This is a genomic window from Amycolatopsis sp. NPDC047767, from assembly GCF_040704195.1.
Lineage (GTDB): Bacteria > Actinomycetota > Actinomycetes > Mycobacteriales > Pseudonocardiaceae > Amycolatopsis.
Genome location: NZ_JBEYSJ010000047.1, coordinates 28,060 through 52,801, shown reverse-complemented (window position 1 = coordinate 52,801; position 24,742 = coordinate 28,060). Strand labels below are relative to the sequence as shown.

General features: G+C 68.4%; 20 protein-coding genes. 12 read left to right on the top strand and 8 right to left on the bottom strand.

What is annotated here, in order from left to right:
* The first annotated feature begins 167 nt into the window (after window positions 1-167).
* The 11 genes from AB0878_RS45015 to AB0878_RS44965 all read left to right on the top strand — a co-directional run bounded on the left by AB0878_RS45015 (window position 168) and on the right by AB0878_RS44965 (window position 12,390).
* Window positions 168-1,043 carry a hypothetical protein gene (locus tag AB0878_RS45015; RefSeq protein ID WP_366588691.1) on the top strand — a complete coding sequence of 292 codons (876 nt, stop codon included), beginning with the start codon at window positions 168-170 and terminating at the stop codon, window positions 1,041-1,043.
* An 84-nt stretch (window positions 1,044-1,127) separates the two neighbouring features.
* Window positions 1,128-1,436: a hypothetical protein gene (locus tag AB0878_RS45010; RefSeq protein ID WP_366588689.1), complete on the top strand. Its 309-nt coding sequence runs from the start codon at window positions 1,128-1,130 to the stop codon at window positions 1,434-1,436.
* On the top strand, window positions 1,433-2,233 hold the full coding sequence (locus AB0878_RS45005; protein WP_366588686.1) for a hypothetical protein: 801 nt from the start codon (window positions 1,433-1,435) through the stop codon (window positions 2,231-2,233). Before AB0878_RS45010 ends, AB0878_RS45005 begins: the two co-directional genes overlap by 4 nt.
* Window positions 2,230-3,573 (top strand): hypothetical protein, encoded by a 1,344-nt coding sequence (locus AB0878_RS45000; RefSeq protein WP_366588683.1) that lies wholly within the window; start codon window positions 2,230-2,232, stop codon window positions 3,571-3,573. The genes AB0878_RS45005 and AB0878_RS45000 overlap by 4 nt, the downstream gene beginning before the upstream one ends.
* The gene (locus tag AB0878_RS44995; protein WP_366588680.1) at window positions 3,570-5,063 is read left to right on the top strand and encodes an SCO6880 family protein; all 1,494 of its coding nucleotides are present in this window, start codon (window positions 3,570-3,572) and stop codon (window positions 5,061-5,063) included. The genes AB0878_RS45000 and AB0878_RS44995 overlap by 4 nt, the downstream gene beginning before the upstream one ends.
* Window positions 5,060-6,586, top strand: a complete 1,527-nt coding sequence (locus AB0878_RS44990) for an ATP-binding protein (RefSeq protein ID WP_366588678.1) — start codon at window positions 5,060-5,062, stop codon at window positions 6,584-6,586. Before AB0878_RS44995 ends, AB0878_RS44990 begins: the two co-directional genes overlap by 4 nt.
* Entirely contained in the window at window positions 6,576-7,406 is an 831-nt protein-coding gene (locus AB0878_RS44985) for a hypothetical protein (protein WP_366588675.1), read from the top strand. Before AB0878_RS44990 ends, AB0878_RS44985 begins: the two co-directional genes overlap by 11 nt.
* 24 nt (window positions 7,407-7,430) lie before the next feature.
* Window positions 7,431-8,528, top strand: a complete 1,098-nt coding sequence (locus tag AB0878_RS44980) for an NlpC/P60 family protein (protein WP_366588673.1) — start codon at window positions 7,431-7,433, stop codon at window positions 8,526-8,528.
* A gap of 106 nt (window positions 8,529-8,634) precedes the next feature.
* Window positions 8,635-10,419 carry a TraM recognition domain-containing protein gene (locus AB0878_RS44975; RefSeq protein WP_366588671.1) on the top strand — a complete coding sequence of 595 codons (1,785 nt, stop codon included), beginning with the start codon at window positions 8,635-8,637 and terminating at the stop codon, window positions 10,417-10,419.
* A complete protein-coding gene (locus AB0878_RS44970) occupies window positions 10,416-11,060 on the top strand; it encodes a hypothetical protein (RefSeq protein WP_366588669.1) in 645 nt (214 codons plus the stop codon). The genes AB0878_RS44975 and AB0878_RS44970 overlap by 4 nt, the downstream gene beginning before the upstream one ends.
* Before the next feature lie 904 nt (window positions 11,061-11,964).
* Window positions 11,965-12,390 carry an Lsr2 family protein gene (locus tag AB0878_RS44965; protein ID WP_366588666.1) on the top strand — a complete coding sequence of 142 codons (426 nt, stop codon included), beginning with the start codon at window positions 11,965-11,967 and terminating at the stop codon, window positions 12,388-12,390.
* Window positions 12,391-12,647: 257 nt separating this feature from the next.
* On the opposite strand, the gene mobF is transcribed toward AB0878_RS44965, so the two are convergent.
* Window positions 12,648-18,272, bottom strand: a complete 5,625-nt coding sequence (gene mobF, locus AB0878_RS44960; protein WP_366588664.1) for a MobF family relaxase — start codon at window positions 18,270-18,272, stop codon at window positions 12,648-12,650.
* Window positions 18,206-19,354 (bottom strand): hypothetical protein, encoded by a 1,149-nt coding sequence (locus tag AB0878_RS44955; RefSeq protein WP_366588661.1) that lies wholly within the window; start codon window positions 19,352-19,354, stop codon window positions 18,206-18,208. The genes mobF and AB0878_RS44955 overlap by 67 nt, the downstream gene beginning before the upstream one ends.
* Before the next feature lie 873 nt (window positions 19,355-20,227).
* On the opposite strand from AB0878_RS44955, the gene AB0878_RS44950 reads away from it, so the two are divergent.
* Complete coding sequence (locus tag AB0878_RS44950) at window positions 20,228-20,728, top strand: hypothetical protein (protein ID WP_366588659.1); 501 nt, start codon at window positions 20,228-20,230, stop codon at window positions 20,726-20,728.
* A gap of 43 nt (window positions 20,729-20,771) precedes the next feature.
* Here the strand turns inward: AB0878_RS44950 and AB0878_RS44945 are convergent, their stop codons facing one another.
* From AB0878_RS44945 to AB0878_RS44920, 6 genes are all read right to left on the bottom strand, one after another.
* A complete protein-coding gene (locus AB0878_RS44945; protein ID WP_366588657.1) occupies window positions 20,772-21,242 on the bottom strand; it encodes a hypothetical protein in 471 nt (156 codons plus the stop codon).
* A gap of 122 nt (window positions 21,243-21,364) precedes the next feature.
* Window positions 21,365-22,186: a hypothetical protein gene (locus AB0878_RS44940; RefSeq protein WP_366588655.1), complete on the bottom strand. Its 822-nt coding sequence runs from the start codon at window positions 22,184-22,186 to the stop codon at window positions 21,365-21,367.
* Window positions 22,187-22,338: 152 nt separating this feature from the next.
* On the bottom strand, window positions 22,339-22,812 hold the full coding sequence (locus AB0878_RS44935; RefSeq protein ID WP_366588652.1) for a single-stranded DNA-binding protein: 474 nt from the start codon (window positions 22,810-22,812) through the stop codon (window positions 22,339-22,341).
* Window positions 22,813-23,197: 385 nt separating this feature from the next.
* On the bottom strand, window positions 23,198-23,590 hold the full coding sequence (locus AB0878_RS44930; protein WP_366588649.1) for a hypothetical protein: 393 nt from the start codon (window positions 23,588-23,590) through the stop codon (window positions 23,198-23,200).
* Window positions 23,591-23,634: 44 nt separating this feature from the next.
* Window positions 23,635-23,940, bottom strand: coding sequence for a hypothetical protein (locus tag AB0878_RS44925; protein WP_366588647.1), 306 nt, complete (start codon window positions 23,938-23,940; stop codon window positions 23,635-23,637).
* A gap of 81 nt (window positions 23,941-24,021) precedes the next feature.
* Window positions 24,022-24,627 (bottom strand): hypothetical protein, encoded by a 606-nt coding sequence (locus AB0878_RS44920; RefSeq protein WP_366588645.1) that lies wholly within the window; start codon window positions 24,625-24,627, stop codon window positions 24,022-24,024.
* Window positions 24,628-24,742: the final 115 nt, after the last annotated feature.

The following is a 24,742-nucleotide window of genomic DNA, read 5'->3' as shown; positions in this document are numbered from 1 at the left end:
GTGTCTCGCTGCTTGACAAGCCTGTCACGGCGATTACTCTCGTGACCAGATGTCGTCGCCATGATACAACATCGCGATATCAGCCCTCCTCGGCAACACGGTGATACGAAACGGGCCCGCGAGCTCGGTCGGTGTCGCCTGGCGATGCAGGAGAGGCGGCCGCGACGATGGTGGCGTTCGACATGCAGGTGCAGACCCCTGATCGTGCGCAGCAGGATGCCGGTAGCGCCTTCGGTACGGTCGTGTCCGTGCTGGCTGCTTCGCCGGGGTCGGGAGCGACAGCTGTTGCGGCGGCACTCGCTGATGCGGCGCAAGTTCGCGGGCGCCGAGTGTTGATCGTCGATGCAGCTGATGGCGTCCGATCAGGTCTTGCGCGCGCGGCCCGCGACGACGGATTCGCTCTCCCCGGGCCCACCGGCGCGGTTCGAATGCGGTTCTCCTGGCGGGCCCAGGCGCTGATCGCTCGTGCGGAGACTTCCGCGCGGATGCTTTCGGCTTCGGCTGTTCCGCCAGTTCCTTACTGGCTGCCGCCGCGGCACCAGGTTGAATTGACGGTGGCCGACCTGTCTGCTGACTCGTGGGGGATCGCGACGAACCCGGGAACCGGTGCGGGGATGTGGTTGACGCAGTTCGCGGGCGGGACGCACCCTGTCCTCGTGGTCGCGCCCAGCATGCCGGGCGTTGTCCACGCTGAGCAGATCCTGGCGCGGCTCGAAGACTGGAGCCGCAGGGCGCCCGTGACGCCGCCGAGCCAACTTGTCGTCGTGGGAGCTCGAAAATGGCCCGCTCGGGTGGCCGCCAGTGCTGGACCTCGGCTTCAGGCGCTGGTTCCCGGCACGATCTTCGTGCCACACGACTCCGCCTTCGCTGAGACCGGTGTCACCGCGCAGATCACCCCCGCCAGTCTGCGAACGCCCTTGATCCAGTTCGTTGATCGATTGTTCGGACAGCAACCCGGCCTGCCGGCGGGCGTTCCGCACTCTCGCGGTCGTTTTTGGCGACGCAGCGAGGTTCCGGCTGCCGCGACCCGCCCGTCGAACTGACCGTACCTCCACAGTAGACAGAAAAATCGAAGCCCTCCCCGCTTCGCTGTCCGGTTCGGGCCGGACGTGCATAGGGGAGTCACGATGTTCGCGCACGTGCTGGTCGAGTGGCTTTCGGCCGGGCCGCCTCCGATTCCGAATCCCGACCCGACGCAGCCGCCGGGCGCGGACAAGATCCTCGGCCTCGTCGGCAACGCCAAGTGGGCGGCGGGGGTGTCGCTCGTCATCGGCTTCTTCATCGGCTTGATCGTGTGGGCCGGCGGGCGCTGGGTTGACCACCACCGCGCCGGGAAAGTCGGCCTGGTGATGATGCTGTGCGCCCTCGGTGGCGCACTGCTGTACGGCCTCGGCTGGACGGTCATCAACGGATTCGCACAGGCGCCGGCGAAATGACGGCGCCATCAGAACGCCAGGCGAGTCGGCGGGCACAAGCGCGGCTCGTTGCCGTCGGCCTGGCGTTGGTCAGCGTAGTCGTCGTCGGCGTCGCCTTGATCGTCGCGCACCACCGCACAGAGCCGCGGGTGGCGTCGGTGGCTCCGGCAAATCCGTCGAAGGGCGACGTTGCGGCTGAACGCGTCCTCGCGACGCGCCCGATGACCTGGCTCCCCGCAGTGGCGGCGCAGCCTCATCCTCTCACGACCTCGACTGCGGGTTCGCCGGTCGTTCTCCCGTCTCCATCAACTCAGGACCACGAGTGGGTACCGAAGTCCTTTCCCCGCAGTGCCGAGGGCGCGCTCGCGCAACTGGTCGTTCTAGACGAGACAGGCGCTGCAGGCGGTGACCCGGACTCTTACGCACGCGCGTACGCGGAGATCGCAGATGCCGGGGCGCCACCGGTTGCCGAGTCCGCGCTCCACACCGTTCTTTCGCATTTCCGCCAGGCCGCCGGCATAGCAGCCGGCGAGGTGAAGCCCGGGCTGTCTGTGCGATTCGATGTGACGCAGGGCCTCATCAAGGGCACCGCGGACGGCGGAAGCTACGTCGTCGCGTGTGTGCTCGGAGAGCTCTCCACCGATGCGCACGGATATGGCGCGAACCTGGGAATCGGCGACTGCCAGGCTCTGCGCTGGACCGCCTCCGGTTGGCGGGTCAGCGACGGGCCGCGTGCCGCATACGCGCCGTGCGCTTGGCCGGGGAGCGCGGAGGCGATCGCGGCGGGTTACCGCACACTGGTCAGGAGCGACCGGTGACGCCCGTCGACGAGCTGCTCAAGCTCCTCGGCCAGCTAGGAGATTCGGCCGGGGACGCGGTCAATCTTGGCCTGTCGGTGGCCGCGCAAAGCGTCTTCGACACGGCGATGCAGCAGATCTGGACGAGCGCGTTGTTCGTCCTGCGCAACGTCCTGGAGTTCATCGACAAGATGTCGGTGTTCACGGTGTCGACGACGAGCGGCCCGGTGTCGGTTCTCTGGCCGCTGATGCTGTGGATCAGCGGTTTGCTGGCACTGGCGTTGTTCTTCTGGCAGATCGTCGTGACGGTGTTGCGAGGCGGCCGAGGCTTCTTCCGGCTGATCGCGGGCCCGGCGCAGTACGGCGTCGCACTGGCAGCCGCCGTCGGCCTGGTCGCGGCGTTCCTCGCGGCCGCGGACGGGCTCACCACCGCAGTCCTTCAGTACGGGCTGCATTCCGACAAGTTCGCCGACGCGCTGCACGCCATGAACTTCCCGGACGCCGCCTCGGACACGATCAAGGCAGCCGTCCTCGGGCTGTTCGGCATCGCGGGAACCTTTCCCGCCGCGTTCGGCCTCGGTTTCGAGATGGTGCTGCGCGAGGCCTCGATCTACATCGTCGTGGTCACGATTCCCTTGCTGGCAGCGGGGTTGTTGGCCCGAGCGACGACGAGCTGGTTCTGGAAAGGCTGTCGCATCATCTTGGCGCTCGTCTTCGTCAAGCCCGGTATCGCCCTGGTGATCGTCGTCGGAGTCGCGGTCGAGGGCGGCGCCCAGGGATTCGCCGGCCTGCTCGCCGGCACCATGATCCTGCTGATCTCGTTGTGGACTCCGTTCGTCCTCTTCAAGCTCTTCGCGTTCGTCGACCCGCGCACGGAGTCCGGGGAAGCGCTACGCGACGCCCTCGCCGACGCCGGCGCGAATTCGTACGGCCCAGACAGCATTCCCGGTCGCCTCGGCGGTTCGCTGATGGACAAGCTCAAGGACCGTCTGAGCCGTCGACCGGAAGAGGACGACGACGAAGACGGCGACTCGGACGACACGCAGGAACTCGCGAACGTCGAGCGGTTCGCCGAGGCGGGCGGCGGCGATGAGGCCGACGACGATCCGTCCCCGTTCGACGACGAGGACAGCCCGTCCGAGCACGTCGGCGAACCCGACGGTGAGGCAGAGGCCGAAGAGGAAACCGATCACGCGGACGGCGATGAAGAGCCGGGTCCTGTGTCGCCCCCTGCCGACGGCGAGCCTGAGATGCCGGGGCTGCTCGAGAACTCAAGTTTGGGGGCAGGTGACGAGTCGGGTGGCGGTGATGACGACGGCCCGGACGAAGGGGCCGCCGCGGGGTCGGCGGTGGTCTTGTGAGCACCGGCCAGCGGATCTACACGGGGCTCGCGCATCGGGAACGAGCGGGCTGGCTGCTCGGCCTGCGCCCCGGCCAGGCAATTGCCAGCGTCGTCCTCGCGCTCCCGGTCGTCGTGTTGCTGTCGTCGGGGAACCTGGCCGGCGCCGTGATGGCCACGCTCGCGTGCGGGCCCGGCGTCGCGCTGTTCATCGTCCCCGTGCGTGGCCGACCGGCCTTGCAGTGGCTCGCGCACCTGCTGCTGTTCCAGGCCGGAATCGCCTTCGGCTGGTCCCGGTGGCAATCGCGTGCTGCCGCGGGCGAGCCCGTTGACCCGGCCTCGCCAGACCTGCCCGGAACTCTGACCCGGCTGCGGTTTCCCGACGGACCGCCGATGCGGGACCTGGGCCGGATCTGCCTCATCCACGACACCGTCGAGGGCAGGTGGGGCGCCACGGCGCGGCTGATCCACTCCGGCGTCGGGATGCTGTCGGACGCGCAGTGCCAGCGTCTGGCCGACCAGCTCGGGAGCCTGCTCGCGACGCTGGCCCACCGCGAGGTCGTCGACCGGATGTCGCTGGTGATCCGGACGGTGCCGGACACCGGGGCCGAGTATGCGGCCTGGCGCGCGGCGCACGAGGTCGCCGACGTGCCGGAGGTCGCCCGTCGCGCCGCCCGTGAGCTGGACCGGACCGTCGGCGCGGTGTCGGTGCGGCACGAGGTGTTCGTGACTTTTTCCGGGTCCGAGGACTCACTACGTAGACCTGCCGCAGCGGCCGGCGGCGGCGTGGAAGGCCGGGCCGTCGTCCTCTACCGGGTTCTGGACGGACTCGAGGACAGGCTCCGCGGGCTGGGCGCGCAGCGAGTCGTCTGGCTCTCAGGTGGTGGCCTTGCCGAGGCCATCCGGACAGGCTTCAGCCCCGCCTCGGCGGCCGTTCTCGCGGCAGGTCGTCAGGGCGGCGTCGCGTGGGCGGTTGCAGGACCTGGCCGGGCGCCGGCCCCCACCGCGCGGGTCTATCGGCACGACGGCTTCGCGACCGTCTCGTACTCGGTGCTGATGCCAGAGGGCGGAACCGTCTTCGGCTCGCTCGGCGGACTGCTGGCCGTGCGCACGGCAGGCGAGCGCCGGTCATTGGCGGTGCACTACGAAGCTCTCTCGCCTCGACGCGCGCGCAGCGCTGTGCGCGCGGGCCGCTTCCGCGCCGGGGTCATGCGGGACTGGAAGCGGTCGAAGGGCTTCAGCACTTCCGCCTCCGACGCCCGTGTCTCCTCGGGCGCGCGGGCGCAAGAGCAGTCGGTCGCGGCCGGCCACGGCCTCGTGCGGTTCGCCGTGGCCGCGGCGGTGTCGGTGCCGGACGAGTGGGCCGTCGAGGACCACGCGGCCCGCATGGAGAACGACATCGCCGGCCGGTTCCAGCTGCTGCGGATGGACCTCGCGCAGGACGCCGGGTTCGTCACGGCGGTGCTGCCGGTCGGCATCGGGTTGCCGAAGCTACGCGGGGGCGGGCTGTGAGCCGGCGCGTGCCGGAGCGCGGTGCCGCCGAGCTGCTCGAAACCTTCGGCGTCGTCCCGCAGATCGGCACGAGACAGCGCACGCCGGAGCCGAAGACTCGCGAGCGCATCAACCGCGCTGCCGCCCCGCGTCGCGGATACGCCCGGCCCGGGTACGGCTGGTCCCCGGCAGCGGCGCCCTTGCCCGTTTACCAGGCCAGCACCCGCGAAATCGGCGGGTTGTTCCCGCTGCTCGCGGCCAGCCCGTTGCCGGCGGTGGGCGCCAGGATCGGTTACGACGTGCTGTCCGGCGGCGCCTTCTACTGCCATCCGGTCGAGTGGGTGTTGCGCGGCTACGCCACCAACCCGAACATCGCGCTCTTCGGCGAGCCGGGAAGAGGCAAGTCGTCGACGGTCGTCGCGATGATCCTGCGGCTGCTCAACTTCGGTGTCCGCACGCTGATCAGCGGCGACGTCAAGGGCGAATACACACCGGTCGTCAAGGCGCTGGGCGCGACGCCGATCGTGCTGGGCGGCGGCAGCAGCGCCCGGGTGAACGCGCTGGACCTCGGCCCCCTGACCGCGCGCTGGGATTCGTGGTCAGCCGCTCGGCAGCGGACTGAGCTCGAAGGAGTGCTCGGCCGGTGGGGACAGCTGCTCGCCGCGCTGGCCGAGTCGCAGGGCTACTCGCCGACCGTGACGGACGAGGCCGCGATTGCGGCAGTGCTTCGTCGGCTTGTCGGCGCTACCGCCGGCGCGACACGCCTGAGCCCGATCACCATCCCCGACGTCCACCGCGAGCTGGCCGATCCAGACGAAGAGTTGTGGCGCGAGCTGCGTTTCGCCGACCGCCGCGAATGCCTCGACCAGCTGCGCTCGATCACCGACGCACTCGGCAACCTGATCTCCGGGACGCTCTCCGGCCTCTTCGACGCGCCCACCAACATCAAGCTCGACTGGAACGCACCGGTCCAGAGCATGGACCTGTCGCGAGTCCGCTCACGCGGTGACCGTGTCGTTGCGGTCTCGCTGACGTGCCTGGGCGCGTGGTCTTCCCTGGCGACGGATCTCCGCTCGGACGGCCAGATCCGCTGCGTCGTGCGTGACGAGAGCTGGCGCCAGCTCCGCCTCGGCCCGCGTGCGGTCGCAGCGATCGACGCCGAACTCCGCCTGTCCCGGCTGGAGCAGATCATCCAGATCCTCGTGCTGCACAAGCTGTCGGACCTGCTCTCGGTCGGCGCCATGGGGTCGCAAGCGGTCGCGATCGCGAAGGACCTGATCGCCCTCTGCTCCACCAGAGTCCTGTTCGGACAGTCGACCCACGTCGCCGACGAGCTGGCCGCGGCGCTGGGGCTGACCCGTCCCGAACTGCAGCGGCTTGTCGGAGCCGTGAACGAGCGGCGGGGCCGCGCGCTGTGGAAGACCGAGAACCACCCTGCACACCTCGTGCAGACGGTGCTGTCGAGCTTTGAGCGCCGCCTGTTCGACACCAACGCCCAGCTTCGCCCGCGATCCGGACACGGCAGGCAACACCATGGCCGATAGCCGGATCCGCCTGCAACCCCGGAGTGCCGCGCTCTTCGTCGAGCGCGAGATCTACGTCGGCTGGGATGACGTTCTGCAGACCTACTACGCCCACGTCATCGACGGGGCCGACGAGCAGGGGGAGGAGCGCCGGACCTTCGAGGTCGGCGGCGACCTCGGCGAGGTGACCGACCCGTCCCGCTTGGTGGCCGCAGTGGGCCCCTACGCGGAAGTTCCGGACAACCTGGGAGAGCTCCTCAACATCAGCCGCGTCTCGCGGACCACGACGGACACAGACCTGCGTGGCGAGTCGCGTTCCTACCAGAACCAGATGCATTTCGAAGAACGGATCGGCGAGCTCTATCGGCCCAACGGGTTCGTCACGGGTCTCGGTCGAGATGACGTCCTACCCGTTCTCACCTGGCAGAACTGGGATCTGACCGGTGTCCAAGCCGTCGAGGGCGGTTACGCCGAGACGTACCGGCGCGGTGATCACGAGGCGGTCCTGCACCGGGACCAGCCGGACTCGAATCGCTTGGGCGAACGACTCCTGAGCCCGGTCCTCGTCGACGGCGAGAGGCACGGGGCGCATTCAGTGCGGGCACTGGAGCGTGCCCTCAGCGAGTCCACGGAGGACAGATTGGACGATCCTGGTCCTCGCATGACCGCGCCGCTAGATCAACTGCCGATCGCTGAAGCTGTATCTCGCGACGGTGCCCTCTCGGGAGATCTCATGCCCGAGCCCGCCGAAGCACGAGCGGCCGATGACCTTCTGGATCAGCTGTTCCTCGAAGACCCGCTTGACGACGACGAGGGCTTCCACTTCGGTCTGGGGACTTGAGCCGTGGGAGCGCTTGGCGGCCGATTGGCCGCGATCGCCGTGACCGCCCTGATTGTCATCGGCTTTCCGCTGGGCGCCATTGGCATGGTCGTTCTGTCGACGCAAAGGCCGGACGAGCACACCGGCATGATCGTCTGCTCGGGCGGCGGGCCGGGCGGTGGCACCCAGCCGGTCGACCGGCAGTTGCTCGATGCCAGCTCCATGGACATCGCGCGGACGATCGTCGACGTCGTCCGGCAGCGTCGCCTGCCCCGCCGGGCCGCGGCGCTGGCAATCGCCACCGGGCTTGTCGAGTCGGGCCTGCACAACCTCGACCACGGCGACCGCGATTCGCTCGGCGTGTTCCAGCAGCGTCCGTCGCAAGGCTGGGGCATGCCCGCTCAGATCCTGAACCCCGTCTACGCCACCAACAGCTTTCTCAACCACTTGGTGGCTCTCACCGGCTGGGCGACGATGCCGCCGGGAGTGGCCGAGCAAGCTGTCCAGCGGAGCGCGTTTCCTGGCAGGTATGCGCCTCGGGAGCAGCAGGCCTCTGACCTGGTCGCGAAATTCTGGTCTGGGCCTGACAATCCCGTCCCGCCATCGGGGGGTGGTTTGCAGCCGGTGTCGGCGACACCGAGTTGTCCGGATCACGAGGCGTCGAACTTGCCGGTGTCGCCAGGCAGTGGCGGTCTGCCCCCGGGTTTCACCTATCCCTCGGATGCGAGCGAGGGCGCGGCCGTCCGGTTCGCGGTCGCCCAAGTCGGCAAGCGCTACGTGTGGGGCGGCAAAGGTCCTGACGTGTACGACTGCTCCGGGTTGATGCTTGCCGCCTGGGCCGCTGCCGGAGTCGCCGTGCCCGCCGGGACGCTGAGTCAGGTCCGGGCCGGGCACGCCGTTGCCGACGCCGGCCAGCTGCTGCCGGGCGATCTGCTGTTCATCGCCGGCGCGCTCGGCACCGCAGCCGTGCCGCGGCACGTCGGGATGTACGCCGGCAACGGAGTCGTCGTCGACGCCTACGACGAGCACCACGGGGTCATCCTCGAAGCCCTGGCCGACTGGACCCGTCGGATCGTCGCGATCCGCCGGGTCGCGGATCCGGCCACGCCCTCCCCGTCACCAGGAGGGAGCCAGCACGGATGACTGCCTGCTGGTCCGTGGCGCTGCTTCCTCCGTGTCCGGGAGGAAGTGCACCACTGTGCCTCGCAATCGCACCGGAGCAACAGATTTTGACCGCGATATCGCCCTCGTGGCGCTCGTCGCAGGAGCTGTCGTCCTTCTGCTCGTCCTGGCGGCCGCGCTGGTCGTCGCAGCCTCATTCACAACGGGGCTGACAACCGGAACGTGGGCCTGGCCGCCTGCGCGTGGCTGGTTGACCGTCGCCGCCCGGATCGCGATCAACCCCGGGGATCCCGGACACGACCTCACGAGCCCTTGGGTAGATGGGCTGACTGGACACGAGCTCGCGTTCTATGTCTACTTCTCAACGCTCGTCCTGGTTTTCGCGGGTTTGACGACCGGTGTGTCCGTCCCCGCGTGGCGACGTCTGGCGCCTGTGACACCGGGCCACGCGTCCCGCCGCGAGGTTCGCGCCAACTTGTCCGTCCACGCCGCGCGCAAGACCGCCGCCTGGACGCGCCCCGACTTCACCACTTCCGAGCGCCGGCAGGCAGGAACGGACGCCATCGCGGTGCCACTGCACCGCGGACCGCACCGTGAACGTCTCGTCACCTCGCTCGAGACGCCGACTGGCGTGATCGCGCCGACGCGCTCCGGCAAGAGCCGTACCGACCTCGTCCACAAGATGCTCGTCGCCCCCGGAGCCCTCTTCGCCTCCACCACCAAGGACGACTTGGCGGAGTGGGGCTTGCTGGCTCGTTCCCGCAGGCCGAGGGGCGGGATGGCGTGGCTTCTCGACATGACGGGCACTGTGGACTGGCCGCGGCACGTCCGCTGGAGCCCCATCACGGGCTGTGAATCCCCCGCGGTGGCGCTTCGCCGCGCCGAGACGCTGATCGAGAGTTCATCACTGGGGTTGGAGGGCGTCGGCGGCAACGACAAGGTCTTCCGTGGCCGCGCGATCATCGTGCTGCAGGCGTACCTCCTTGCGGCCGCTCGCCACCGGCGGACGGTCGATGACTTGGTCGGGTGGGCGATCACGAAGCCAGCCGACCAGGAGCCCGTTCAGTTGCTGCAGCGCGAGTTCCCCCAGTTGGCCTTCAACCTGCGCTCGGAGATCGGGATGGTCGCCGAGACGTCCGACGCGGTATGGATGAGCGTCCGCCGGGCCATCGAGCCGTTCATGAACCCCGACATCCGCGAGCTGTGCACGCCGCCCGCGGACGATTCCTTCGACATCGACGCCTTCCTCGAGTCCGGCAGCAGCGTCTTCGTGATCGCCGGTCAGCACCAGGCGCCTCAAGCTCGTCCCGTGCTCACCGCGTTCGCCGAGCAAATCCTCACCACGGCGCAGGACCGCGCACTCGCCACCAAGCACCGTCGGCTCGTCCCGCCGTTGACGGCTATCCTCGACGAGATCTACGAAGGGACGCCGATTCCGCGACTGCCCGGGTTCATCTCGGATTCCGCCGGCCGGGGCGCCCTCATCCACTGGTCGGCGCAGTCGCGAGCGCAACTCGACGAGCTCTACGGCGAGCACGGCAGGCAAACCCTGCTCGACAACACCCTTACCCTGTCAGTGTTCCCTGGGCTCAAGGACGACAAGACGCTCGAGTGGCTGTCCACGATCGCCGCCGAACACCGGCGCCACACCTACCAGCACCACAGCGACGGGCTGTTCGCTTCCGGCCGCGGTTCGGTCGGCTTCGAGACGGTGCCGACCTACCGGCCAGGGGATATCCGGACACTGGAGCGCGGCCGCGTGCTCATCCTGCACGGGAACCTCAAGCCGATCCTCGGCCGTACCGTCGACGTCTCGGAACGGGACGACTGGGCGCAGCTTGGCGCTGACGTCGCTGCCATCCGCGCAGGCCGAGCTCACGAACTCGTCGAGGCTGCGAGGCCACTGTCGTGATCCGCGGCGATGACGAGGAGATCCCGCTCCCGGACGATGCCGACGGCGAAGACGTACCGGCTCGCCGTTCGCGCGCGGAGCTGGATGCGATGGTCGAGCGACTGTGGTCGGCGGCCCAGGAGCACCAGGGCCGGTTGGCGCAGCTGCACGACCGCGTTCAGCAGCTCGAGGCGCGCGAGCAGGCCGACACCGACCGGCTCGCGAGGTGGCTCTCGTTCCCGACTCCGCCTGCGGCAGAAGATCCTCAACACGCGGGGGAGACGCCCCTGTTCACGATCGCGCACTTCGTCCACTACTACAACGAGGTCTACGTCGGGCGGCCCGGCAGTCAGGCTGTCGCGATCCCCGACTGCTGGCTCGACCATCCCGGGCTGCTCGCCGAGCTGGCCACCCTCACCTACGCATGGCGCGCTGCGCACCTTGGCCGGCAAGCCAATCCGCGCGACGCGCAGCACTGGCACGACCGGTGGCGGCCGGCGTTCGCGGAGCGCCTCGCGACACAGTGGACGCACGCACACTGCCTGACCGACATCCACAAGGCAGCTGGGGCGCAGTCGAAGAAGGATCGCTACACGTTGGAGACAGCCACCGTCGTCGCGAAGTCGAGTACCAGGAGGGCGGACGGTGTCAGCGGCTCGTGACACGCAAGGTAGCCGGAGGAAGCCTCGATGGACAGCCCGTCAGCTGACTACGCGCCACTACGCGGTAGTGTGCAGGGTATTGCAGCGTTGTGCTGCACAGCGCCAACTGTGCAGCACAACGCCGTAGTTAGCGCAGGATCCCGCCCACAAAGGCGATCACTTGCGCGATAAGGTGCAGCACCGGACCCCAGGCCTTGAGGATTGCAGCCCAGTCTGGGGTTCGGTGCGGTCGGGCCGGGGTCGCCCTCGGTGTCGGCACCTGTTTTCTTTAGGGGCATCGCCCCTCCTTCTCGCCGGATCCGTTGAGAAGAAGCACCAGGCTCCGGCAATGCCCAGCGCTTCCCCGCGCCGGGCAAGGCACAGGTTAGCCTCTGCGCAATCCTGAGATCGCGCGGGGTTCGCTGACCGGCAATTGCCTTACAAGTTGTACAAACTCGATGTCCTGCCGGGTCTTCAGGCTTATAAGCGTGGCTATAAGTCTAGCTCGGAAAAGTGCAACTCCCGAACTTCCGAAGTTGCCTGGTCAGGGTACTCGAACGGTGGCACTTCGTGCGCCTGAACCTATCGGAAAGGAAGGGACCGGGCCGTCGTGTGAGTCGCAGACGTCCTGCAGGGCCGGTGTTCGGCTCCGGTGTGAGGGGGTGGTGGCGTCGAGGAGTCGGGATGGGTGGTTGGCTGCCAAGCCGGTCAAGTGGCAAGCTGGTTAAGTTGCAAGGCACTTCACCGGTTAACCGGTGAAGTGGCAAGACGGTTAACCGGTTAACCGGTGAAATCACCTCTGGGTTTGCTGGTAGGTGATTCGTGGGGCTCGCCGTTCCCGGGGGGCGCGATTGAATTGGTATGTTATCTTCGATGTGACTGCGGTATCGTGTGCGTGAATATTTCCAGATCTGGAGGAAGAGGCATGGCGCAGAAGGTTCTTGTTGAGGTGGTTGACGACCTCGATGGTGGGGTCGCTACGCAGACCGTGCCATTCTCGATCGACGGTGTGCAGTACGAGATCGACCTTTCCGAGGACAACGCGGCGGAGCTTCGCGACGTGCTCGCGCGCTTCGTCTCGCGCGCCCGCCGGACCGGTGGCCGGAAGATGCGGTTGGCGGCTGGCCAGTCCGGCGGTCGCAGCAGGACCACAACGGCGGAGGAGCGGAAGTTCACGCAGGAGGTGCGGCAGTGGGCACAGGACAACGGCTACGCGGTTTCCGACCGCGGCCGCCTTCCTTCGGAGGTCCAGCAGGCGTATGAGATAGCTCAGCAGGAGGCTGCCAAGCCTGCGAAGAAGGTTGCGGCTACGCGGAAGCGTTCGCCGCGGAAGAACGCTGCGGCGAAGTAGAGCGGGCGTCACTGCGCGGCTGAGGAGCTTGAGGCGCTGGCGGACGAGCCCTCAGAGGTCGCGGTCGCGCAGACGCCGGTTGTCGAGCAGTGCCCCCACCGGATCGCACAGATTCGTCCTGGTGGGTCTGCAGCGTTAGCCCGCAGGCGCGAAGTCCTCGTAGGACCGAGTGTGTGAGCCCGTGATGCGTCCTGACGGTCGTCTCACGGGCTTCGCGCTTTTCTGGGCACAGTGGAGGGCGTCGCCGCTCCGGCGCTTCAGTAGCCGAAGCCGCGATGTTCGCGAGTTGTGTCGAAGTCCTCGGCCGCGAAGCCCTGGCTAGGTGGTTCATCCGCTTGGCTGTCCGACGATTGGCGAACGACGACCCCCGACGAGTCTGTCGGAGCAACTTGCGAAGATCGCCGGTGTACTTCGTCGCGGCCGAGGTGATGGGCCGCCGCAGCCGAATCGAACTCGGCGTCGAGACGTCCATCGAACGTGTCCGAGTGAGAATTGGCCGGCACGAGCGGTGCGTCGTTCGGTGACGCAGGCGAACTCCATAGGGCATCAAGCCGGTGCCACTCCCGCGCTCGCGGGCCGTTGCCGTACGGCTCCGAGCCCAGCGGATGGTCCGGATCGGCGGACCTGATGCGGAAGGACTCCCGGTAGGCTGCCATCTGCGCGATCGTCTCGTCCCGCACTACAGAGGCGGCTGGCTCGTTCGACCGTGCGCCAACATTCGGGGCCCAGTGCGGTGGCCTGGCAAGAACCTCGGTTCGAAGCTCCGAGACGCGGTCGGCGATCTCTTCGTTGATCCTCCTGAGCCTGTGAACGTTGGCGGCGGCGGAGGAGGCAGGGTCGGCCTGGGCGAGCCAGGGGACGGCGGGGCGGTTGTGGTCTTCTATCCGGGTGCGGTGTGTGAGCTCGCCGACCAGCTCGTGGGCGAGAGCGACGGGTAGCCGCTCCGGAGGCGCCTCCTCCTGGGCAACGGCCGCGGCCGCAGCGCCGAGCGCTTCCCCGACGTCGACGCCGCTCAGCGCAGCACCGGCGGCGTGGCGCCACACGATGTCCCACGTGTCGGTCTCCACGTCGGCGTCCGGGAATCGCCGGCCGACCACTTCGCGCCAGGTGACCAGGTCCGTGTCGCTGGGCGTCGCGGTCCGGGCCGGTGGCTGGCGCGACGAGAGGTACCGGTGCAGCGTGGCGAGCAAGGCGGCGTCGGGTGCCTCCGCCCAGCTGAAGTCGTTCCCGCGAGTGACTGCGTGGAGTACTCGCTCCGGCTGCCAGCCGGTGTCTTGGGCGTCGGCTAGGACCCGAACCAGGCGGGGTTCTCCTGCAGTGTTCACGGTGCCCGACACGTATCGTGCCAGGAGGTCGAGGTAGCGCGACTCGTCGCCGTCGTGCGCGAGCTGGTTGTAGCGGGCGACGAGAAGGTCGAGAGTGTCGCGCGGAGCCTGGTCTTCGGTGTCCGCATCCAGCTGGTCGAGGACGTCGTCCATCGTGAACGCCTCGCCGTGAACAACGAAGGTCTCGGCGCTTGTCTCCGGGGTCTGCGGCGGCGGTGTGCGCGGCGGGTCGCCGGTTCCGGACCAGCGTCGGGCGAGCTCGGCCCACGCCTGAGCTCGCACTCCGCGGCTCGTCGGTGCGTCGCCGAGTGGCTGAGCCGGGTCATCCTCCTTGATCCGGTACGTCTCCCGGTACGCAGTGGCGAGCCCGACCAGGTCGTCCCAGTCCCACGCGGCCAGCGGGTCAGCAGGCCGTGGCCCGAGGCCGTGGGTCCACCTCGGCACGGTCCGAATGGCCTCGGCCCGGAGCTCTTCCACTCTGTTCCCGATGGCCTCGTTGACCTCCGACAGGTACTCGACCCGGCCGGGGTGCCTGCGTGCGTCGGCGAGGTCCGGGCGCGCTTGCCACGCGACGGCGGGGACATGGACCTGTCCGCGCTCGGCCTGCTTGGCCAGCTCTCGGCTGAAGAGCTGCTCAGCGAGGAGGTGGTCGGGTGTCGGGTCCGCGCTCGAGCCGGCGGTGTGCTGGGTGGAGAGCTGGTGGGCTACGACCGTCATGGCCGCTTCGACGTCGTGTCCCCGCGCCAATGCGCCGGCTGCGACCTTCCACACGCGGTGCCAGACCTCGTCCTCTACCGCGGCATCGGGCGCGATGGCGTCGAGGATCGTGCGCCACCGCGTGACGTCGGCGGCGTCGGGGTGGCCGGTGACGACAGGCGTTGGGCGTGAGGAGAGGTGGTTGTTAAGCCGCGTGATGAGCACGGCCGCGGCGTCGTCGGTTTCGGTGAGCGGCGGACTTGTAGTCACCGTTGCGAGCAGGTGCTCGGCGTGCCAGCCGGCATCGCTCGCGTTGCGGAGGGTCTGCACAAGAGCGGGTTCTGCCTTCTGCCCCAACGCTTCCGGTGCGTGCCGCGCGAGGGCTCCGAGATAGGTGTCCTCGTCGAGGTAGTGCGTGGCGTAGTTGTAGCGCTCGACCAGCGTGGCCATCGAGACCACGGACTCGAGGCTTTCGCGCAGCACTTCCGTGGCGGACGGCTCGATGCCGGAGTGCTTGAGCACCCACTTCAGCACCTTGATGTACCCCGGGATGATCCTTCCGTCGTCGGTCTCGGTGTCCTCGATGACGACCGATTCCTGGTGCTGGTCGACCAGGTGCAGGTGCGTCACGACGTACATGAAGTTCGACCGCATGGCCCGCGTGATCGCGGGATACAGCTGTTCGCGCGTCATGGTCTGCGGCACGACCGTGTGGCTGTTGCCGGAGCTCGTCATGCCCTGGACGCGGTTGACGGTGGTCGCGTAGGCCAGCTCGACGTAGGCGCGAACGTAGCCGCGCGGCAGCGTGACGCGGGCGCCGTGGTCGACGTGCTGCACGGTGAGGGAGCCACCTTCGTCGACGTCGACGACCCGCCAGGTGTCGCCGTTCTTGACGAAGTCGGCGCCCCTGAAGAACTTCAGTCGCCGTCGGTTCCTCCGTGTGACGATGAGGTCGCCGGCGCTGGCTTGGCTTCCGTCATGGAGGTCGACTTCGATGCCGAGCGGTCGCGTCTGCCGTTTGAGGCGTTGCGCGCGGGCTTCCAGGTTCAGCGCGACGGTGTCTTCGTTGGTCGGGACGATCAGCAGGGACTGCTTGCCGACCCGCAGGTCGTGCCGCCAGCCGAATAGTGCGGCGGCACGCATGGTCTCGATCGAACCGCCTTCGATGACGCCGGCTTCGTCGTAGTACGTCAACCCCGCGGGGACGCCGTCCCGGATCAGCAGGGATGCCGCGGCCTGCTGTTGCGCGTCCTTGCCCTTGAATCGGACGACTTCGGAGAACCGCACCGCGCCGACGTCGAGCGAGATCAGGCGGACGGCGCCACCTGCTTCGACGGCCGCGAGCTGGCGGTCGTCGCCGATGAGCCGGACGTCGGCGCCCCTCTTCAGGGCGTAGGTCACCGCCGCGTGCAGGGTGTGGGTGCCGGCCATCGCGGCTTCGTCGACGATCAGTAGGTCGCCCGGGCCGAGCGGGAACATCTTCTCGGCGAAGCCGTGTTCGATCGCGGTCGGGAGCTGGTGGAGCGTGTGGGGTGTGGCGTCGATCGAGGTACCGATCTCCTGAGCGGCCCGCGCGGACGGTCCGAAGGCGTAGACGCGTCCGCCGTCCTCGGTCCACAGCTCGGTCAGCAGCTTCATCGCCGCGGTCTTCCCGGCGCCTGCGGGCGCGAGTGCGAGCTGCAGCCTCCGCCCTGACCGGGCGAACTGCCGAACCATGCGCTGCTGCCCCTCGTTGAGCGACGACCGTTTGAGAGCGCGGTCGACACGTCGGCGAAGAAGCACGTGGCCGCCGCGTCGGCGGGCCCACGCGACGAGATCGCCTTCCTGGAAAAGGGTCCGCGTTGTGGTGTAGCGCGTTGAATTGTGGTTCTGGAACACGGATTCGCCGGAGCGACGCCGCAGGAACGGGGCCTCCGCGACGAGCGTTGCCCCCTCTAGAGTGACGGTGCCCCGCGCTGACATGACGGCTTCGACGACCTTGGCGACGAGTTCTTGCCGACGTTGCGGGCTGACCTTGAGGTGGGAAGTCTGACGGTGTGCCTCGCTTTCGAGGTGCCAGCGGGTGAAGTGGGCGTACTTCTCGGACACCGCGGCGAGCGTCGCGGTTGCAAGGCCGGCGATGTCGCGGACGTTCTCCTCACGCATCGGCCCGCTGAAGACCAGCCCGCCGAGCTTCTCGACCACGGCGCCGGGAACAAGGGTCCGGGCGAAGGTCACCCAGTCCGTGGTGTGCTCGTCAAGTGACTGTGGCGGCTGCTTTCCTGGTCGGCCGTCCAGCTTTGCGGCCCGGTCGATCTCGAAGATCTCCTTGGGCCGGGGTTCTCGCCCGTGCCGGTCCCGGAAGTCCACGATCCGGCGGGCCCGGGCGGCCTCGAACTGTCGTGTCCGCTGGGAGAAACCCTTGATCAGTGGGAGTGGCACGGCTGCGAGCTGCCAGATCTTGCGGGTCTGGTCGACGCCGTTGGCCGGCCGCTGGGACCATTTCGCTCCGTGTGCACGGAAGAGGTCGCGTGTGCGGGAGTCGAAGAACTCGGACGCCGTGACGGCACCGGCGAGCATCGGGCGGCCGTCGAGCGCCGTCCACTTCCCGTCTTCGGAGCGGCGGACCTTGGCGGAGATCAGCGCGTGGATGTGGACATGGGGGTCTCCGCTGCGGGAGTCCCAGTGCTCGAAGGTGGCGACGGTGATGCCGTCGACGTCTACCTGGGCTTCGCCGCGGTTGCCGGCTCGGGTGAAGGCGAGGTTGTGCTCGACGTAGGTCAAGGTGTCACGCGCGGCCTGGCGGACGAGGTTCGCGATCAGCTCCCGCTCTGCGGGCTGCGCGAGAGCCCACGCGACAGACACGGATTTGTCGGGGGCGAAGACCATCTCGAAGCCGGACACCGCCTGCTTGAGCTTCTTCTGCTCACTTGTCAACCATGCGTTGAGCTCGGTGGCGTCGACGTCTCCGGACGCTCCTGTGGCGTCGCGGAACGCCTGTTCCTGTACCGAGCGCCGGATCTGGCGTCGCGTCTCGGCATCGATCGGTGCTCCGACTGGGCGTTCGTGTTCGCGGTTGTATTGCTTATACGCCTGGGAAGTCTTGCTCCGCAGTCCGTCGAGTCCGCTGTAGACAGGGAAGTTTCGGCCGAGCTGTGTGGCTTTGAGCGCTTGGTCGGCGGTTGCTCCGCCGGCGATGAGCTCAGTTTCCATCGCGTCGGCGTTGGGATGGCGTCCTTCGCCGAACAGCGCCTGCATTTGGGCAGCGCTCACCTGGCCGGCGAGCCCCAACTCCTGCGCGCCGGCACCGAACCATTCGCCTGCCGGGTAACCATGGGAGAGGTAGTAGTCACTCAACAGCTCGCCGGGCTCGAGCCGGCGGTCGTGGCACGCGACCGCGTTCGTGAGGTACTCATGACCACCAGGGCTCAGCTTGCGCAAGCCCATCACTGATGCCCAGGCTACGCCGGGAAAGGCGAGACGCCCACCTGGTTCAGATGATCTGCAAGATGTCCTGAATGGTTTGGGGCCGCCGCGGAGAGGGGAGTGGGTGGGGGCGGTGATGTGGTCGGCGGGGTGGGGGTGTGTGCGGGGCGTGGTGGCGTCGGCGGTGGGACGTGGGGGCGTGCGGGGGTCGGGTCCGGCCGGCCACACGAAAGTCACCAGCCGCCGGCGCTTGCCGGCCGCGCGTCGACCGTGGGTGCCGGCGCCGGAGGCGCCTGCATCCCAGGGGCGACACGTGGTGGCGGCGTGTCGGCGGGCGCAGCAAAAGCGCCGCTGGTCCGAGACCAGCGGCGCCTTTTGAGCGGAGGGAGCTACGCGGCGATCAGTTCGTGCCGGGGGGTGAGCGGCGGGGCGTCGACCTCGGCGCAGATTCCGCACCGCCCGACTGGCGCGGTGAGGTGCTCGATGACGGAGCGCTCAAGGTTGCAGGAAGTGCACAGCGCGCCGTCTGCGACCGGGCGCATCGCGCGGGCCTCGAATTCGAGTTCTGACGTCCACCACTGCTCGTCGGTGTCCTCGGGGTCGTCCGACAGGGTTGGGCGGTCGTTCTCGTATTGGTCCACCACTCGCTCGTCCTTGCGGGCGCGGCTTGCGAGCGGAATGGCGCGGACGATTTCGCGGTAGTTCTCGTCGTACTGGGTTTCGATGGGGCCTGCTTCGACGTAGGTGCGCTGAGCGCGCTTCTCGGCTGGTTCATGCGTGGGAGTGGCGGCGGGACGCCGCGCCGCTGATCGGCTGTGGTCGGACACTTCCGCCTCCCGGCGGCAGGCGTCAGAGCAGTAGGCCATTTCAGGCAGCTCGGCGAGGTTGCCGTCGCAGTTGCCGCACCGGTGGACGTCGCCGGTGTCCGCCTCAAGCTGGCGTGCGCGGTCGGCCTGGCGTTTGGCGGCCAGCGTTGCGCGCTGGTGGCTGGCGTAGACACAGGACACGATGAGGGCCCGATAGGGCTTGTCGAGGCTCGGCCACAGCTGGTGCGACTCCTTGACCGCGTCCACGATCAGAGGGTGCGTCGCGGACGGGTTGTCGAGCAGGGTGAGGCAAATTCGGATCGCGCCTCGTTCGGTCTCCTCAGCCTGGGCGGCGAGCCACCGGAGGGAGCGTCGCGCCTGGGTGAGGGGCTTGGGGTTCTGCCGGAGGGTGGCGGCCAGTTCGTTCGGGTCGCTGATCAGGTCGGCCCGGGTCTCGGTCGTGTAGATGCACGCGTTGAACAGGCGGCGCTCTTCGTCGCGGAAGTCGTCCAGGTCGGCGCGGAGGCCACGCATGCGGGCGATCATGTCCCCGTCGGTCGGGTCGTTCGCGTTGAGCAGGTGGCCGCAGGTCAAGATCAGGCGCTGCGGGATGTCGCTGCGGTTCTCGAACAGCCAGCGCAGGGCGATGGACGCGGAGCGTTCGCGTCCGCTCCGAAGTGCGTCGACGACGTAATCGACGGTATAGGTTTCACGCTTGTTCTTTTCGCTCACGAGTGACTCTTTTCTATTCGGTCGGTTTTGGCTGAGGCTTGCGGGTTTGGCGCCCCGCGTGCCTTTCGTGATCAATATTAGTCGCCAATGGCAATTTGCTCAAGAATTACCCGCCTACGAGCAATAACTTTCGTGTGACGATTCAAAGATGCACAATGGCGCTCTGACCTGGGTGTTTGTGCTTTAATGGTGACCATTATGCGAGTGGCGGAGAAGTGGCCCCGAAGCCTTCCGGGGCAGGCCCTCGGCCTGCCCCTAATGCCTGTCCAAGGCCGAAAGGGGACCCGAATGCAAGGTCGGGGCCTCAATTTTATTTTGACGCGCTTTTTGTCAAAATAAAATTGGGGTGGCCTTGTATTTGGGGCATCGGCCGATACAATTTCGGGGCCACTTCTCCGCCGCGGAGGTGAGGTCAGAACACGGCGTGACCAGGCCAGAAGGGCTTTGAAGCTGGTGCAGAGCTCGACGGGAGTTCGCAGGGTGCGCGGGTCCGGTAAACTCCGGCTGCCACCGTGTACGGGCTGGTCGGCCCATGGCGCACGGCGGCGACGCCCTCGTGGCTTTGGCGAGCCGCCGCCTCGGCGGTGATGGCCTCCGGGCCTTCACGGGGTGAGGCAGGTGTGGCCGGCTCGGCCGGCCACACCGCGCCGCTCAAGGTGAGCCGGGACGACGTGGGCCCTGACCAATCGGACGCTCGCCCGGTAGCCTCGACACGGACCGAGCCCTCCCCAGGTGTGGGAGGTAGCCATGTCCTCAGCAGATCGGAAGACCGGGCGGCGCCGACGGCGTTCGAGCGCCGAAGTCGAGAGGCTCGCGGCCCTCAGGCGGGCGCACGCGGAACAGCTGGAGCGAGCGCGAGATCAGGCCCGCGCTGTGGACGACGCGCTGGTCCCGTTCGCGGAGGCGTTGGCGGCGATCGAGTCTGCGCAGTCGCACGCGGCGGCTCAAGAGGCGAAGGCACGCGAGCGGCTGGCGGACCGCATTGGGGAGCTCGACGCGGCACGAGCGGCCGCGGAGGCAGAAGGCGTGAAGGCGCGTGAGGACGCTGGAGCCGCGCTGGCTGACGAAGTGCGGCGTTGGCGCATGGTGATGGGGGGCTCGGTCCGCGCGATGAAGTCGGCGGGCCTGGATGCGAATGCCGTCGCGGCGGTGCTGGGAGTGTCCGTGCGTGAGGTGAACACGCTGGCACGTGTTGAGTCTGCCGACGCGCGTCCCGACGTGCCGGAAGCCAAGGCTGGCACTGGGGGCGTCGGTGTCGTGGACGAGGCGGCCGTTAGTGGCGTCCCGGCACGGGACGAGCGCGATGGCGGGTCGTCGCGGCATGTCGGCGGCAGCAGGGAGGCGCCGGAGGCCGTACATGGCGGTGGGAGCTGACGAAGCGGGTGGGGGTGTGCCGTGCACACCCCCACCCGCGCGGTCAGTGGTTCGCGAGTTCGCGTTCGCGGCGCTTGGTCACGGCAGCGTCGGCACGCTCGTGGCGCATCCGCACGGCGGCGCGTCGCCGACGGACGTAGTACGAGACAACGCCCACCGCGCCGCAGCAGAAGATGAACCCGCCGAGCTGCGGGCCTACCGCGTCGTCGTGGATGACAAGGTCCAGCTGCCCGACGAACGCAGTGAGCGGCATCGTGGCCGCTCCGGCGACGACGAGACGTCGACGACGACGCTTGTGCGCCGTGGCGTTCCTGGGACGTGTTGCTCGGGCGACGAGCAGGCCCGTCAGTGCGCCGACTCCGATGAAGACCGGCACCGTGACCAGCTTCCCCGGGTCCTGTGGCGCGACTGCGAGCATCGCGACGAGCCCGAGCGGCACAGTCGCCAGGTAGACACCGAACGCCGCGGAGGCGATCAGTCCCACGACGGTGATGCGGTACGGGTTACGGGGCATGTAACCAGCGTAAAACGTGATCAGCCCCAGAAAGGGTGATCTTTCGGCGGCCGGCCCGCGTCGGTGACGAGGGTGCCGGGCCGAGCCTGCGGAGGATTGGCTGCTGGTGCGGTCCGCGCGACTCACGACGCGGGTGGAAGGCGAAACCCTGTGACTTGCGCACGCCACAGGTCGAACGCGTCTCGCCAGTCCTCCGAGGCCGTCAGCGTGGTTCGGCCGTACGGGTCCCAGGTGTGCCAAGCACTGAGGCGATGGACGTCGACGGTCAGGCATCCGCTCGGGTGGCCAGCCCCACCGCTGAAAACCGCACGGAACACGCCGCGGTTCGGGTCGAGCGGGACGCGGCGCGGGATACCGGTCAGGTCCGGCGTCCGCCACAGCGCAGGCGGCAGATAGGCGCGACGGCGATCCGGGCTCGCGCACACTGGGCACCGGGTGTCGGCGAGACGGTGCCGCGTGCGTGTGCGGACAAGGTTCCCCTCGTGCCAGACGTTGACGGGCCCGAACCCTCCGTTCCCCCGGTACGGCACGAGGTAGCAGACACCGGACTCGGTGACGACGCACCAGTCTTCGAGTCCGTCGGCATCGTCACGGAGGTCCGCGGTCGGGAAGGCGGGCCACCCGGGGAGCGCGTCTCGGCCGGCATGGCGGATCAGATAGGTCCCGAGGTGGTCCGCGAGCACTCGGTCCGCGGCGCTCAGCTCGGCGTAGCCGATGGGCAGCAGTGAAGGCCAGAGCGATCTGGACGGGTCGTAGGGAACGACTCCTTCGGACAGGAACATTTCGACGTCGTCTGAGAGCTGGCGGTGCCACGCCCGCGCGAGGGTTCGGGCGGCTCCGTGGCTCATCTCGTGGAACCAGGTGATTCCGAGCCGGTCGTTCGCGCGCGCGACGCGGTGGACATGGGATCTGACTTCGGTGAGGTCAATCCGTGAATGCGGCACGGGCTGACTCCTTCCGGACGGCGAGCCGCGCCGAGCGCGGGAGCGCTCGGCGCGGCCGTGCGTGGGAGGTGCCGGTGGCCCGGTAGCGGGCCGGGCCACTGGCGGGCAGTGCCTGGTCGGCGGGGAAGGGCCGACCAGGCACCGCGATCGGGTCAGAACGTGGGCGCGTCGGCCGCGGCGACCAGGTCGTCGAGCGGGGTCGAGGTCGTGTCCCACGGGTCGCCGGCCGGCTCGGCCGACTGCTGCGTGGGGATTCCCTCGCGAGGCGCCTTGGTGACCTTCGCGACCGCGTACTTCAGCGACGGGCCGATCTCGTCGACGTCGATCTCCATCGAGGTGCGCTTCTCACCGTCGCGGGTCTCCCAGGACCGCTGCCGGAGCCGACCCTGCACGATGACGCGCTGGCCGCGGTTGAGCGAGTTCGCGGCGTTCTCGCCGGGCTTGCGCCAGATGTTGCAGCGCCAGAAGGACGTCTCGCCGTCCTTCCACTCCCCGGACGTGCGGTCCAGGACCCGCGGGGTCTGTGCCACGGTGAGATTGGTGACGGCGAGTCCGGACGTCGTGAACCGCAGCTCCGGATCCGAGGTGAGGTTGCCGACGACGGTGATAGTGGGCTCTCCGGCCATGGTGGCCTCCTTCGGGCTGGTGGTGTGTGGAACGCGGCGCAGCCTCAGCGCGCCGCGCCCGGGCCCGCAGCCCCGGACCAGCTCGTCCGTCCGGTGTGGACCGACCGCGCCCCGCGCGAGCGATGCGCTCGACCGTGAGGGTCGGTCCGCCCGGACGGATGCGGCCGGTCCTCGGGGCTGCTCGCGGCCCGGGCGCGGTGTGCTTGCCTTCGGGCGTCCACTCGCCACCGGCACGCGGAGGGCGCGAGCGGAGAGCCTGCGCAGCCGTCGCAGGTTGGCCTTCTCTCACCAACATGAAGCGAGGGCTGCATCCGCCGGTTAGGCGGATGCAGCCCTCGCTCGGGTGAAATCAGGCTGTTCCCAACAACCCAGTGAGATGAGCTGTCTACTTCGAGCGCTCGATGATTTCCTCGCCGAGTCGTTCGATCACCGTGCCGACGGGCAGCTCGTCGGCGATGGCCAGCAACGAGTGGGCCGAAGCCTCGATCTCGGAACGGTTGTGTTCGGTGTCGGCGACCCCGGACTCGAACAGACTCGCGCGGTATTCGGTCAGATACTCGTCCACGGACATGGCAATCTCGATGACCTCGGCGGTAGTCGCGGCCTTCCGCGATTCGAGGCCGGTGAACACACGGCAGAGATCGCAGCCACAGCGGGCGTTCCCGCGCTCGCATCCCGTGGTGACGGCGACGAGTTCGCCGTCGTCACAGGCGAGGAAATCGGCGGGCCGCCACCCTTGCGTGCGCGCGGTGGCGACGAGTACGCGAAGCTTGGACACAGTGAACCTCCTTGTGGTTCTCGGGAATAACAGGCCTCGATCTGTCAGCGGCCGAACGAGCCACACTGGTTGACCAGCTCGCGGGCCAGGCCATGCAAAATCGGGTACGTGGCACTACCCAAAGCCCAGCCCGCGATGCTGACCGCTAAGGGGGGCAGCATGAACGCGATGATGCACACCACGTCCCACATGTGTTCGGAGACGAATGCTCGCTTCGGCTTTGATCGTTTTTGAACAGGGCGGGGTTTGTCCAGCGGGAACGCGTTGTCGGCGGGTGAATGCTGGATGTCTTCGGCTGCGTCATACCGATGCCAAACCGGCGGTTCTTGGTCACGATCGTTCTCTCGCATGGGATCTCCTCGGGGTTGAGGAACCGACTTGCTGTGTGCAAGGGCCGGCTGATCCCAGAGACGGGATCAGCCAGCCGCCGGTCAGAGGATGATGATCGAGTCCCCGCCGAAGGCTTCGGGCGGAACGTTGATCGCGCGCGCGAGTGCGGCGAGCAGCGCGGTCCGGAACTCGGCCAGGTCCTCGACCACCTTCTCGAACCAGCGGCGGAAGTCCTCGTCGAGAGCCACGGGCTCTCCGTCCTGGTCCGCGCCGGTGATCACACACGGGCCGTGGATGACGGGCAGGGTCTCGGGCCGGCTGAGAAGTTCCGTCGCGTGGCGCCGCTCGTCAGTGGTGGCAGGGAAGGCCTCCGCACGGGTGTCGACGAGAAGCCGGTGGAGCAAGCGGGTCGCTCCGACGTTCAGCGGGTGCGCGGCGATGCTGTTGTCACCGACCCGGAACTCCACAGTGCGGAAGTGCCGCATCGGGTTCGGGATGTCCCCGAGGTGATCGAAGATGCCGGGCCACGGTTCCGTCGAGCTCATGTCGATGAGGCCGATCCCCGTGGACCCGACCTTGATCGCCCGCATCGCGTCCGGCCCCTCCGCGTCCCAACGGGGCGGCATGGGGGAGGTGGGGTTGCCTTCCTCGTCGGTCGAGAATGCGGCGAGCAAGTCCATCAGCTCATCGGAGGAGGGGTTGATCACGAGCTCTCCTTTGCTTTTCGGTTTGTCCGGGTCGGGTGGAGCCGGTGGCTGCCCGCCCCGGACGGGGCGCTCGGTGTTCGGCCGGCGAAGGCGTCCGGGTCAAATCGGGTCGGCC

Coding starts and splice junctions, on each gene's coding strand:
- AB0878_RS45015 (WP_366588691.1), top strand. CDS start 168: ATGGTGGCGTTCGACATGCAGGTGCAGACCCCTGATCGTGCGCAGCAG.
- AB0878_RS45010 (WP_366588689.1), top strand. CDS start 1,128: ATGTTCGCGCACGTGCTGGTCGAGTGGCTTTCGGCCGGGCCGCCTCCG.
- AB0878_RS44925 (WP_366588647.1), bottom strand. CDS start 23,940: ATGCGAGAGAACGATCGTGACCAAGAACCGCCGGTTTGGCATCGGTAT.
- AB0878_RS44945 (WP_366588657.1), bottom strand. CDS start 21,242: ATGCCCCGTAACCCGTACCGCATCACCGTCGTGGGACTGATCGCCTCC.
- AB0878_RS44985 (WP_366588675.1), top strand. CDS start 6,576: ATGGCCGATAGCCGGATCCGCCTGCAACCCCGGAGTGCCGCGCTCTTC.
- AB0878_RS44935 (WP_366588652.1), bottom strand. CDS start 22,812: ATGGCCGGAGAGCCCACTATCACCGTCGTCGGCAACCTCACCTCGGAT.
- AB0878_RS45005 (WP_366588686.1), top strand. CDS start 1,433: ATGACGGCGCCATCAGAACGCCAGGCGAGTCGGCGGGCACAAGCGCGG.
- AB0878_RS44965 (WP_366588666.1), top strand. CDS start 11,965: ATGGCGCAGAAGGTTCTTGTTGAGGTGGTTGACGACCTCGATGGTGGG.